General features: G+C 65.5%; 8 protein-coding genes. 6 read left to right on the top strand and 2 right to left on the bottom strand.

All coding sequences use genetic code 11. The annotated features are described in order from the left end of the window. The first annotated feature begins 87 nt into the window (after positions 1 to 87). Genes ACWAT4_RS27540 through ACWAT4_RS27550 form a run of 3 tightly spaced genes read left to right on the top strand, consistent with a single transcriptional unit; the run spans position 88 to position 4,138 of the window. Positions 88 to 1,629: a thymidine phosphorylase family protein gene (locus tag ACWAT4_RS27540; protein WP_212300414.1), complete on the top strand. Its 1,542-nt coding sequence runs from the start codon at positions 88 to 90 to the stop codon at positions 1,627 to 1,629. Beyond that, positions 1,626 to 2,546: a ribose-phosphate pyrophosphokinase gene (locus ACWAT4_RS27545; protein WP_212444128.1), complete on the top strand. Its 921-nt coding sequence runs from the start codon at positions 1,626 to 1,628 to the stop codon at positions 2,544 to 2,546. Before ACWAT4_RS27540 ends, ACWAT4_RS27545 begins: the two co-directional genes overlap by 4 nt. Further along, the gene (locus ACWAT4_RS27550) at positions 2,543 to 4,138 is read left to right on the top strand and encodes an MBL fold metallo-hydrolase (protein WP_449728566.1); all 1,596 of its coding nucleotides are present in this window, start codon (positions 2,543 to 2,545) and stop codon (positions 4,136 to 4,138) included. The genes ACWAT4_RS27545 and ACWAT4_RS27550 overlap by 4 nt, the downstream gene beginning before the upstream one ends. Before the next feature lie 192 nt (positions 4,139 to 4,330). On the opposite strand, the gene ACWAT4_RS27555 is transcribed toward ACWAT4_RS27550, so the two are convergent. Beyond that, positions 4,331 to 6,859, bottom strand: a complete 2,529-nt coding sequence (locus ACWAT4_RS27555; protein WP_449728567.1) for a cation-translocating P-type ATPase — start codon at positions 6,857 to 6,859, stop codon at positions 4,331 to 4,333. Positions 6,860 to 7,115: 256 nt separating this feature from the next. Here ACWAT4_RS27555 and ACWAT4_RS27560 point away from each other — a divergent pair, with 256 nt between their 5' ends. The 3 genes from ACWAT4_RS27560 (at position 7,116) to ACWAT4_RS27570 (ending at position 11,358) form a co-directional block, all read left to right on the top strand. Then, entirely contained in the window at positions 7,116 to 7,553 is a 438-nt protein-coding gene (locus tag ACWAT4_RS27560) for a hypothetical protein (RefSeq protein WP_449728568.1), read from the top strand. 131 nt (positions 7,554 to 7,684) lie between these two features. Beyond that, positions 7,685 to 9,319 carry a thiamine pyrophosphate-requiring protein gene (locus ACWAT4_RS27565; protein ID WP_212300407.1) on the top strand — a complete coding sequence of 545 codons (1,635 nt, stop codon included), beginning with the start codon at positions 7,685 to 7,687 and terminating at the stop codon, positions 9,317 to 9,319. A 95-nt stretch (positions 9,320 to 9,414) separates the two neighbouring features. Continuing rightward, positions 9,415 to 11,358: a GAF domain-containing protein gene (locus ACWAT4_RS27570; protein ID WP_449728569.1), complete on the top strand. Its 1,944-nt coding sequence runs from the start codon at positions 9,415 to 9,417 to the stop codon at positions 11,356 to 11,358. Positions 11,359 to 11,364: 6 nt separating this feature from the next. On the opposite strand, the gene ACWAT4_RS27575 is transcribed toward ACWAT4_RS27570, so the two are convergent. After that, complete coding sequence (locus tag ACWAT4_RS27575) at positions 11,365 to 12,951, bottom strand: MDR family MFS transporter (protein ID WP_449728570.1); 1,587 nt, start codon at positions 12,949 to 12,951, stop codon at positions 11,365 to 11,367. Between the last annotated feature and the right edge of the window lie 65 nt (positions 12,952 to 13,016).

Raw genomic sequence — 13,016 nt, forward strand, 5'->3', positions numbered from 1 at the left:
CGCCGATCCCGCGGACCATGATCTGAGTCAAGCCCGCCCGGACGGCGGCGGCTAAGCATAACGGATCCAGCTTTCTGCGGTCCGTCCATGCACCCAGACCTCTCACGCTCCCAGCTCAAAATACGCCGCGTCCATCTCGATACGGGCCGCGAGAACGTCGTCGTCGTATCCAGGCGGTCGAAGGCGCTGCGTGCGGACATCTTTCGCGGCTTCAGTCGCGTCGAGCTGCGCCTTGACGACAAGACGCTGCTGGCGACGCTCCTGATCACCGATGATGACGCATTGGCGGCCCAGGACGAGATCGGCCTCTCCGAGCCTGCGTTCCGGCGCTTCGCCAAACCGGTCGGTACGCTGGTGACGGTCGCACCGGCCGCGCCTCCGGAAAGCCTCGAAGCGGTCCGCGCCAAGATTCGCGGTCGAACGCTCGATAAGGCGGAGATTGGCGCGATCATCAACGACCTCGCGCATTTTCGCTATTCCGACATGGAGATCGCCGCGTTCCTGATCGGCTCGGCGAGCTTCATCACCAGTGATGAGCTCTTGGCGCTCACGGGCGCCATGGCGCAGGCCGGCACGCAGCTGGTGTGGCCGGACCCGATCGTGGTCGACAAGCACTGCATCGGCGGCATTCCCGGCAACCGCACCTCGATGGTCGTGGTGCCGATTGTCGCCGCTCACGGCCTGCCGATCCCGAAGACCTCGTCGCGCGCCATTACATCGCCGGCCGGAACGGCCGACACGATGGAGGTGCTGGCGCGGGTGAATGTCGGCGTCGAGGAGATGAAGTCGATCGTCTCGTCCTGCAACGGATGCCTGATCTGGGGCGGGCATGTGAACCTGTCGCCGGCCGACGACGTGCTGATCTCGGTCGAACGCCCGCTCAGCCTCGACACACGCGAGCAGATGGTCGCCTCCATCATGTCCAAGAAGATCGCCGCGGGATCGACCCACCTGTTGATCGACATTCCGGTTGGACCGACCGCGAAAGTCACCACCGCCATCGAGGCGATGCGGCTGCGAAAGCTGTTCGAATTCGTCGGCGACCGGTTCGGCCGCACGGTCGAGGTGATCACGACCGACGGCCGTCAGCCGATCGGCAACGGCATCGGGCCGGTGCTCGAGGCCAACGACGTGATGGCTGTGCTCGGCAACGAGGCGGATGCGCCGCGCGATCTGCGCGAGAAATCGCTGCGGCTCGCTGCCCATTTGCTGGAATATGATCCGAAGCTGCGCGGCGGAGCCGGCTACGCGCGCGCGCGTGAGCTGCTCGATAGCGGCGCCGCCCTGAAACAGATGCAGAAGATCATCGACGCCCAGGGCCCGTCGAAATGCAGCACCGATCTCGGACCCAGCAGCTTCGACGTCAAGGCGGAACATGACGGCGTGGTGTCCGCGATCGACTGCCTGCGCCTCAACCGCCTCGCCCGCACCGCCGGCGCGCCGCTCGACAAGGGCGCCGGCATCCGCCTTTTCAAGAAGATTGGCGATCGCGTCGACCAGGGCGAGCCGCTCTACCGGGTCTACGCATTCGACGGGCCCGAGCATGATCTGGCCGCGTCTGCCGCCCAGCAGGCGACGGGTTACGTCCTCAACGGTCACGAAGCACTCCAGGACAGGACGCAACCGTGAAAACGATCGCGCTTCAAACCCTGCCTTCCGGCGCCGGCGCGGCGAAGCGCCTCGCGGCGCGGCTTGAACTCGCCTGTGACGAGATCGCCCTGCACCGCTTTCCGGACGGCGAGCTGCGCGTTACTGTCGCGCCGGCGGCCGACACCACCATCCTCTATGCGCCGCTCGATCAACCCAATGACAAGCTGATCGCCCTGCTCTTCGCCGCGGAGGCGCTGCGGCGCGGCGGCGCCAGGCGGTTGGTGCTGGTTGCCCCCTATCTCTGCTACATGCGGCAGGACATCGCGTTTCGTCCAGGCGAAGCCATCAGCCAGCGCGCCATGGGCACCCTGCTTGCGACGCTGGTGGACCGCGTCATCACGGTGGACGCTCACTTGCACCGCACCCCCGACATCAAGTCCGTGTTTGCAGGTATCGAGGCGGAGAACCTGTCCGCGATGCCGGCGATCGCGGATGCGCTTGCCGCGGGCGGCGTCGATCCCGCCACCGTCGTGATCGGTCCCGACGCAGAGTCCGAGCCCTGGGTCAGGGACCTCGCGGCACGATTGGGATTGCAGCACACCGTCGCACGCAAGACACGGCATGGCGATCGCTCCGTGGAGATCGATTTTGCCGATCCTGCCCTGCTCTCGGGGCGGCCGGCGTTGATGGTCGACGACATCGTATCCTCCGGGACGACGCTGATGGTTGCGGCGAGGGCATTGCGGGCGATCGGCGCAACGGCCGTCGATGCAATCGTGACGCACGCGCTGTTTCCTGCCGCGATGGTTGCCGCATTCATCGACGCCGGCATTCGTTCGATCCGTTCGACCGACAGCGTGCCGCATCCGACCAACGCGATCACGCTCGAAGAGACGCTCGCGGCTGCCTTGTGGTCCGAGCGCAGCGCGACACATTCGCTGGAGACACCAAGATGAGCATCACCGTTCGCTTTTGCGGGGCCGCCCGCACCGTGACCGGCTCCAGCTATCTGTTCCGGACTGCCGCCGGCGCTTTCCTGGTCGATTGCGGCCTGTTCCAGGGGCCGAAGACGCTCAAGGAGCTCAATTACGGCGCCTTCCCGTTCCGCCCCGCTCACGTCCGCGCGGTCCTGCTCACGCACGCCCATATCGACCACAGCGGGTTGCTGCCGAAACTCGTCCGCGAAGGATTTGCGGGCCCGGTCCTGGCGACGCGGGGCACGATCGACCTCTGCTCCTACATGCTGCCGGACGCAGGCAGCATCCAGGAGTCCGAGGTCGCGCAGCTCAACCGGCGCAACAAGGCCCGCGGCCGCAAGGAAGTGCAGCCGATCTACACGCAGGCCGACGCGGTTGCATCGCTCCAATCGTTTCGCGCGGTCGATTATGAACACTGGACCGACGTGATCCCGGGCGTCCGCGCGCGCTACTGGAACGCCGGCCATCTGCTCGGTTCTGCCTCGATCGAGCTCGAGATCGCCGAGCAAGGTTCGCCCCGTCCGCTCCGCGTATTGCTCTCCGGCGACGTCGGCCCCGAGGCAAAGCTGCTCCAGCCCGATCCCGAGGCGCCATCCGACCTCGACTATGTGATCTCCGAATCCACCTATGGCGACCGCGTGCGCGCCGCGACGACGCCGGCTCTCCGCCGGCAGCACCTCGCAGCCGAGGTACGCGATGCGGCGGCGGCGGGAGGCGCGCTGCTGCTGCCGGCCTTTGCGGTCGAACGCACGCAGGAGCTGATCGTCGATCTCGTCGAGCTGATGGAGCGCGGCGAGATCCCGAACGCGCCGATCTTCCTCGATTCCCCGCTGGCGATCCGCGCCACCGAAGTGTTCCGCCGGCACGCCGCGAGCCTCGACCCGACCGTCGACGCCGAACGCCTGCTCAACTCGCCGCATCTCAAGTTCACCGAGACCGCTGACGAGAGCAAGGCGACCATGCGTCTCAGCGGATTTCACATCATCATCGCAGCCAGCGGCATGTGCGATGCCGGCCGCATCCGCCATCATCTGAAACGCTGGCTCTGGAACGAGCGTGCGACCGTGCTGCTCGCCGGCTTCCAGGCCAACGGCACGCTCGGCCGTTTCCTGCAGAACGGTGCCAAGGCCGTCCGGATCCAGGGCGAGGAAATCCGGGTCGCGGCGCGGATCCGCATGATCGACGAATATTCCGGTCACGCCGACGGCGCCGGCATGGCCGGGTGGATCGCGGCGCGCCGGCCCATCGCCCGCGGGCTGTTCCTGGCCCACGGCGAGGAAGGCGCCATCTCCGGGCTGGCCGAGCGCGTCGCCGAACGAATCATTCCCGCGGCCAAGGTCTACCAGCCGATGCTCGACGACATCTATGAACTCGCGGCTGCCGAACCGCGTCTGATCGACGTCGATCATCGTCGGCGTCTCGCGCCCGAGGCCGTGACCCGTCTCGACTGGCACAATGAGATGTCGGAGCTGATCCTCGACATCAATGACACGGTTGGCGCCGCCGCCGACGACCGCGCCCGCGGGGTCATCATCCGAAGGCTGCGACGGGCGTTGCTGGAGAAGGCGTAGATCGAGTTGGACGGATAGCTCGGCACTGAGACAGAAATTCCGTCAGTACGAATATTTCGAACGCCGAGGGGTCGCCCAGCGCTGGCGTGTTTTGCCTGCCGGGCAATACAGAGATCGTGCCGTGACATCCGGCGGAGCGCCGGCGGACCTGGCGACCCAGAATTGCCCCGGGTCTCATCCCGGTTGCGCGGCTCAAGCCGCCCCTGGAGTCGGCACGCGCCGACGCAACGGGACTTTCGATAGCTCCAGCAACACCAGGGAGACGAGCGCGACCACCACCGTGATGGCGAGATCATCCGCATGCAGGGGACCAAAGCGAAACAGGTCCGCCGCCACGGGCCACACCAGGCTCAGGGCAAGCACTGACGTCACGAACATGACAATGATGACGAGCGTGCGGTTCGGCCGGGTAAAGGCTTCGACCAGCGAGGTCGAGAACGAGCGGTTGACGAAGATCAGGCTCACGATCACCAGCACCAGCGAGAAGAACGTCAACGCTCGGACTTCGCTCGCCGGCATGCCGTATCGGTTCGCCGTCACCATCACGCCACCGGTCAGGGCCAGCGCCAGGCCGCCCTGCAGCGCGGACCAGACCAGCAGGGACCTCGGCAGCAGCGGCTCGTCCGGTGAACGCGGCGGCCGCTGCATCACGTCGCTCTCCTCGGTCTCGGCTTCGAAGACCAGGGAACAGACGGGATCGATGATCATCTCGAGAAACGCGATGTGAACCGGGCCGAACAGCAGCGGCATCCCCGTGACCAGCGGCAACAGCGCAAGTCCGGCGATCGGAACGTGGACCGCGAGGATGAAGCTCATCGCCTTGCGCAGATTGTCGTAGATCCGGCGGCCGAGCCGGATCGCCTTCACGATCGAGCCGAAATCGTCGTCGAGCAGAACGATCGAGGAAGCTTCGCGCGCCACGTCGGTGCCGCGACCGCCCATGGCGATGCCGATATGGGCGGCCTTCAGCGAGGGTGAATCGTTGACGCCGTCGCCCGTCATGGCGACGATCTCGCCCGCGCCCTTGAGCGCATTGACGATGCGCAGCTTCTGGGCCGGCGCAATTCGCGCGAAGGCCGTTTGTCCCCGCGCCGCGCCGGCGAGTTCGGCATCGGCCATGCCTTCGACATCCGTCCCTGTCAGAACGCGTTCGGGATCGAGGCCGGCCTGCGTCGCGATCGCCGATGCGGTCGCGGGATAGTCGCCCGTGATCATGACCACGTGAATGCCAGCGGAGCGGCATTCGGCAATGGCGTCCTTGACTTGAGGCCGCAGCGGGTCGGCAAAGCCGATCAGGCCGCAAAAGCGGAAAGCAAAGCCGCGTTGCGTCTCGGGAAGATTCGTCTCCGCCCAATTCGCTCGCGCCACACCGAGCACACGGAGCCCTTCGCGTGCAAGCACGTCAACCCGCGCCCGCAGTTCAGCCAGCTCTGCCGCACCCACTCCGCAAAGCATCGCGATCGTTTCAGGCGCACCCTTCGCCGCCACGACGCAATCATCACCGCTTCCGCGCCACACGTTCGACATGGCAAGGAGGTCGGGACGCAAGCCGTAGCTCTGCACGAGCTGCCGGCCCGTGCCGGCGTCGGAGGCGAGCGAGTGCAGCGCCTTCTCCATGGGATCGAACGGCTCCCGAGCACAGGCCAGCACGCCGGTTTCGATCAACGGGTTGAACGCAGGCTCAGCGCGGCCTGCGGCCGCCGGCGTATATTGCGCGCCGTCGGGCAGCATCAGGCGCGCAACCGTCATGCGGTTTTCCGTCAGCGTGCCGGTCTTGTCCGTGCATAGCACGGTCGCGGCGCCCAGCGATTCGATCGCCGAAGCGCGCCGCGTCAACACGCGCGCCTGTGAGATGCGCCAGGCGCCCATGGCGAGAAACACCGTCAGAACGACCGGAATTTCCTCCGGAAGCATCGACATGCCGAGCGCGATGCCGGCGAGCACGCCCTCCAGCCAGCCGCCGCGATAGAGCCCATACAGGAGAACTGTCAACGCGATCACGAAGGCACTGACGACGGCGAATATGGCCACCAGTCGCGTCGTCTGCTGCTGCAGGCGGGGCGCCTCCGTCGGCAGCGAATGCAGCGACTGTCCGATCTTGCCGATCTCGCTCAAGACGCCGGTCGAGGTCACTTCGGCCAGCCCACTGCCGCGAACCACCAACGTGCCGGAGAACACGAATGGTTGATCCTCGCCGCCGGCATGCGGCGCCATCGATTCTTCGAGCGACGACCGGGCCTGTTTTCTGACCGGAACCGATTCCCCCGTCAGCAACGACTCGTCCAGTAGCAGATCGATGGAACGTAGGACCGTGGCGTCGGCGGCCACGCGATCTCCCTCGGAGAGTACGATCAGGTCGCCGCGCACGACCTCGCGACCGGGAATGCGGATGCGCTCGCCGCCGCGGATCACCAGCGCGCGCGGACTGGTCAGATCGCGCAGCGAGTCCAGCACGCGCTCGGTGCGCGCTTCCTGCACGATCGTGATGACGATAGAGATCGTTGCGAACGCCAGCAGAAGCAGCGCCTCGCCGAGATCACCCAGAACGAAATAGATCAGGCCGCCGGCTAGCAGCAACAGCAGCATGGGCTCGCGCAGCACCTCGATGACGAGGCGCACGATCGTCCGGCGGCCCGTGTGGGGCAGCTCGTTGAAGCCTTCGGCCTTCAGCCGGACCTGTGCTTCGGATGCGGTCAGCCCCTGCATCGCCGACGACTTCATCGAGTTCCCTAAGAGTGCTTGCACGATGAGAGCGCGTCATCTCGTCACCGCCGCCATCATGCCATGCCGCAACCTGCCGTCGGCTTGACGTGGGTCAAACCTTCCACGCGACAAAGCGACATCCCGTCCGGCTCACTCCCATTTCTGTCAATTTTGACGGCCACGTCAGTGCTGATATTCTTCCCGGCGCGGCTCGATGAGCCATGCTGTCAATGGTTGAACCGAGGCGATTTGAAGGATGCCAATGAGACGCACGATGCTCCTGGCTCTTGGCCTCATCTTGGTCAGCACCTGGTCCCAGGACGGCGCCAGAGGGCAGAACTCGGCCGCGCCGCCCGTTTCGCTCACCCCGCCCAATGCATCGCCGGCGCATGCAGGCGCCAAAAACGCCAAGCCCAGGAAGCAGCCGGGCTTGGTGACGAACGATAGCCGCACGCCAGCGACGTCCGGTAGAGAGCCTGCGCCGCCTGTCATCGGCGGGCCTGCGGCATTGCCGAACCCAGCGGCCGATTACGACGGCTTCAGTGCCGGCACCGACGACAACGACGCACCCAGCCAGGTGACGCCGCCTGTCAGGTCACGCGCCGCGAAGGGCTCCAGTCGGGACGCGGATGGCCTCGACGCACAGTCATCGATTGATCAGGAAGACGAAGCGTTGAAGCGCAAGCTGACGATTTGCAGGAACTGCAAATAGGAAGGCTGGCATCTCGCTGCATGGCTGACCTACCGCAGCGCTTGCCACCTGCGCTTTACGCTCCCTGCTTTTCCTGATCCTCTCTCCCCAATCGGCCGGATCAACCGGCCTGCCTCAGGGAGAGAGACGCCATGAAGCTCGGCACCGCCATTGCGGAAATCATGCGGCGCGAGGGGATCGAGATCCTCTGCGGCTATCCCGTCAATCATCTGATCGAGCACGCGGCGAAGGCCGAGATCCGGCCCGTGATGGTTCGGCAGGAGCGCGTCGGCGTGCACATGGCGGATGCGATCTCGCGCGTGACGTCGGGACGCACGATCGGCGCGTTCTGCATGCAGCATGGGCCCGGCGCGGAGAACGCGATGGGCGGCGTCGCGCAATGCTTTGGCGAATCCGTGCCCGTGCTGGTGCTGCCGATGGGTTATCAGCGCAGGCTTGCGCATATCGAGCCGAACTTCAATTCCAGCGAGGCGATGAAGCCGTTTGCGAAATCGTCCGAGCCGATCATTCTCGCCGCCGAGGTGACCAACATCTTTCGACGCGCCTTTACCAAATTGAAGAATGGGCGCGGCGGCCCGGTGATCGTCGAAATCCCCGCCGACATGTGGAACGAGGAGGTCCCGGAGCCGCTGAACTACACGCCGGTGCTGCGCACCCGCTACGGCGCCGATCCCGTGCATGTGAGGGAAGCAGCAAGCCTCCTCGTCAATGCCAAGCGCCCGGTGATCTATGCCGGCCAGGGCGTGCATTACGCGCGGGCGTGGCCGCAATTGAAGCGGCTGGCGGAGCGGCTCGCCATTCCCGTCACCACCAGCCTCGGCGGCAAATCGTCATTCCCGGAAACCCATCCGCTCTCGCTCGGCTCCGGTGGTCTCGCCGTGCCGCGCGCGGTGCCGAAATTCCTCGGCGAAGCCGACGTCATCTTCGGGATCGGCTGCTCCTTTACCGAGACCAGTTTCGGCATCGCAATGCCCAAGGGCAAGACGATCATCCACTCCACACTTGATCCGAACCATCTCAACAAGGATGTGGAAGCGAAAGTTGGCCTCGTCGGCGATGCCGGTCTCGTGCTCGACGCACTGCTGGAGGAGATCGGCAAGACAGTCTCTGCGGATCGCGATGCCTCGGCGGTCGCGGCCGAGATTGCGGCCTCGCACAAGGAGTGGCTGGCGAAATGGATGCCGAAGCTCACCAGCCATGATGCGCCGCTCAGCCCCTACCGCGTGCTCTGGGATCTCCAGCACACCGTCGACATCGACAACACCATCATCACCCATGATGCCGGCAGCCCGCGCGATCAGCTTTCGCCGTTCTGGAAAGCGGTCGCCCCCCTCTCCTATCTGGGCTGGGGCAAGACGACGCAGCTCGGCTACGGCCTTGGGCTCGCCATGGGCGCCAAGCTCGCGAAGCCCGACAAGCTCTGCATCAATGTCTGGGGTGATGCGGCGATCGGTTTCACTGGCATGGATTTCGAGACCGCGGTGCGCGAGCGCATCCCGATCATGTCGATCCTGCTCAACAATTTCTCGATGGCGATCGAGTTGAAGGTGATGCCGATCTCGACCGAGAAATATCGCTCGACCGACATTTCCGGCGACTACGCCGCGATGGCGCGCGCCTTCGGCGGCTATGGCGAGCGGGTGACCCGGCCGGAGGACATCATCCCCGCGATCAAGCGCGGCATCCAGAAGACGAAGGAAGGCGTGCCCGTGCTGCTGGAATTCATCACCAGCAAGGAGACCGAGGTGTCACGGCCCGGTACTTGAGGCGACCGCCGGGCTGCGGACGCTGGCTCCGGCCGCAGGAGATGTGATAATCCGGCCCTGTGCCGCGCCTGTCGCGGCATCAGGCCGGATTGCAAATGACCACCCCTTCCAACGAGATCGAACGGCAATTGCAGGCGACCGCAGCCGAGAATACGAGGCTGCGCGATCGACAAAACGCCACCGCCGAGATTTTGCGGATCATCGCGGCCTCCCCGTCCGACGCCCGGCCCGTCTTCGCGGCAATCGCGTCCAGCTCAAAGCGCCTGCTCGGCGGCTTTTCCGCCACCGTACTTCAATTCATCGGCGACGAATTGCATCTCGTGGCGTTTACGCCGACCAGCCCGGAGGCGGACGAAGGGCTGAAGGCGTCGTTTCCGCGGCGGATCGAGGATTTTCCGACGTTTGCGCTCGTTCGCGGCGGCGAGACGATTCAGTTTCCCGACGCTGAAGCTGAGGACGTCCCCGAGTTGAACAGGAATCTGGCGCGTCTGCGCGGCTTCCGCAGTGTGCTGTTCATGCCGTTGATGAACCGCGGCACGGCGGTCGGCATGATCAGCGTCACCCGCACCGAGACCGGCGCGTTCGCGCCCGACCTGGTGCAGCTGCTCCAGACCTTTGCCGACCAGGCCGTGATTGCGATCGAAAATGCGCGGCTGTTCAACGCGACGCGCGAGACGCTGGAACGTCAGACCGCGACGGCGGACATTTTGAGGGTGATGGCAGCTTCGCCCTCCGACGTGCAGCCGGTGTTCGATGCCATCGCCGCCAACGCCAACCGGCTGATCGGCGGCTTCTCCACGGCGGTGCTGCGCTATATCGACGGCGCGGCTCATCTGGCGGCCTTCACGCCGGGTGACCCGGAGGGCGATCGCGTGCTGCGGGCATCGTTCCCGGTGTCGTTCGCGCAGTTTCCGGCTTACCAGCTCACGGCCAATGGTGAATCGGCGCAGCTGCCCGATACCGAGCTCGAGCCGGCCGCACGCGACATCGCGCGCGCCCGCGGCTTTCGCAGCATGCTGTTCACGCCGCTGATGAGCGAGGACGAAGCCAAGGGCGTCATCATCGCCACGCGGCGCACGACCGGCGCGTTCGCCGAGCATCATGTGCGACTGTTGCAGACCTTCGCCGACCAGGCGGTGATCGCGGTCAAGAATGTCAGCCTGTTCAACCAAGTCCAGGCTCGCACGATCGAGCTTGCGAAATCGCTCGACGACCTGCGCGCGGCGCAGGACCGGCTGATCCAGACCGAGAAGCTGGCCTCGCTCGGCCAGCTCACCGCCGGCATCGCGCACGAGATCAAGAACCCGCTCAACTTCGTCAACAATTTTGCCGCGCTGTCCGCCGAGCTGACGGACGAACTGAACGAGGTGCTTGCACCCGTCTCGCTCGGCAACGATGTCCGCAGCGAGGTCGACGCGCTGACGGGAATGCTGAAGGACAATCTGCAAAAGGTCGTGCAGCACGGCCGGCGCGCCGATTCCATCGTCAAGAACATGCTGCTGCATTCGCGTGAAGGCGGCGGCGAGTATGGCTTAAGCGACATCAACGCGCTGGTCGAGGAAAGCCTCAACCTCGCCTATCACGGCGCACGCGCCGAGAAGCCGCATTTCGACGTGACGCTGAAGCGTGAGCTCGATCCGGCAGCAGGCTCAGCCGAATTGTTTCCGCAGGAGATCACGCGGGTGCTGCTGAACCTGGTCTCGAACGGATTTTACGCGGTGACGAGGCGCAAGGCGGACACTGGCGGCGCCGGTTACGAGCCGGTGGTGACAGCAACCACCCGCGACCGCGGCGATCGCATCGAGATCCGCATCCGAGACAACGGCACCGGCATTCCCGACAAGGTGAAGGCGAAGATGTTCAATCCATTCTTCACCACCAAGCCGGCCGGCGAAGGCACCGGCCTCGGGCTGTCAATGAGCCACGACATCGTGGTGAAGCAGCACGGCGGCACCATCGACGTCGCGACGGAGCCGGGCAAGTTCACCGAGTTCACGATCCTACTGCCGCGCAAGAGCAGCTTCGTGAACAGCGGCTAGCGCTCCCTACTCCGCCATCTCGACGGGTTGCGTCGATGGACCGGCCAGCGGCCGCTCCTCCATCATGATCAGGCAGAGCGAAGCGGTGGTCATCAGCACGGTCGCGGCCGCGAAGACGTAGCGGAAGGCGTGCCGCATATCTTCAACGGGGATCGCTGGGATGCTGCCTGCAGCGTGATGCTCGCCTGCCAGCGGGATGTCGGCGCCGAGCGCGATCAGCAAAATCGCGGCGAACGCAGCGACCGTGAACGAGGACATCAGCGAACGGAAGAAGTTCATCGCGCCGGTGATGGTGCCGACCTGCGGGCGGGCGACCGAATTCTGCAGCGAGACCACGCAGACCGGAAACGTCGTGCCGAGGCCGAGTGCAAACGCGGCCATCAGCGTCAGCAATCCCCACAGCGGCAGCGTGGTGACGGTCAGGCCGAGGGCGCAGATCGCTGCCCAGGAGGTGCCGACGATGGCGACACGCTTGTAATGCTTGGCGCGCGCCATGGTGCGGCCGGCGATCGCCGCACCACAGGTCGAGACTGCCGCGAGCGGGATCAGCGCAAGCCCCGCCTCGCTGGCGCTGAGGTGATAGACCGACTCGTAATAGAGCGGGAGCTGGACCGTGAGGCCGGTGATGGCTCCTAACCCGCAGCCGCCGGCCGTCAGTGCGAACGGTGCGACCGATCCCGAGAGCAGCGGCAGCGGCAGGAACGGCTCGTCGGCGCGGCGCGCGTGCCAGACGAAGGTGAGCGCGAGCGCGACGGCGCCGCCCACCATCGAGAGCACCGTCGGCGAAAGCCAGAGATAGCGGGTGCCGCCCCACGTCAGCACCAGCATGAAGACGACGGCGGAAGCCATCAGCAAAACGCCGCCGAGCCAGTCGACCTTGCGCTTGCGGTGGAACACCGGGATCTTTTTCATCTTCGGCAGCAGCAGCGCGAGCGCGGCGGCGGCGAGCGGCAGGTTGATCCAGAAGATCATCGACCAGTGCAGATGCTCGGCGAACACGCCGCCGATGACGGGGCCGAGAATGCCGCCGACCATCCAGACGCTGGAGAAATAGGCCTGGTACTGCCCGCGCTCGCGTGGGGAGACCACGTCGGAGATCACGGTCTGCACCACCGGCATGATGCCGCCGCCGCCGAGTCCCTGCAGGCCGCGCGCCAAAATCAGCATCGGCATGCTCGGCGCGATCGCGCACAGGATCGAGCCGGCGATGAACAGGCTGAGCGAAACGATGAGCATGGCCTTGCGGCCATAGATATCGCTCAGCGTCCCGAACACCGGTGCAACGGCGGTCGAGGCGAGCAGATAGGCGGTGATCACCCAGGACAGGTTCGAAACGTCCTGGAACTGGCGGCCGATGGTCGGCAGCGCCGTGGCAACGATGGTCTGGTCGAGGGCGGCCAAAAACATCGTCAGCATCAGGCTGATGACGATGGTTCGCACTTCATCCGACGATAGCGGCGCAGGCGGCGAGATCGGGGGAGCATCGCTGACGCTGATGACCTCGCCCGGAAGACGGGTCAGTTCCTCGGCGATATCGTCGGGCAATCTTTGGATGTCGGCAGATTGGCTGCTCTGCCGTGCGAACTGGTTCATCTCGGGCTGTCAGATCGAGCGTGTTGCGGCGCAAAAGCCGCGAAGGATTCGTTCTATGAAGCCAA

Source organism: Bradyrhizobium sp. T-1 (genome assembly GCF_053592855.1).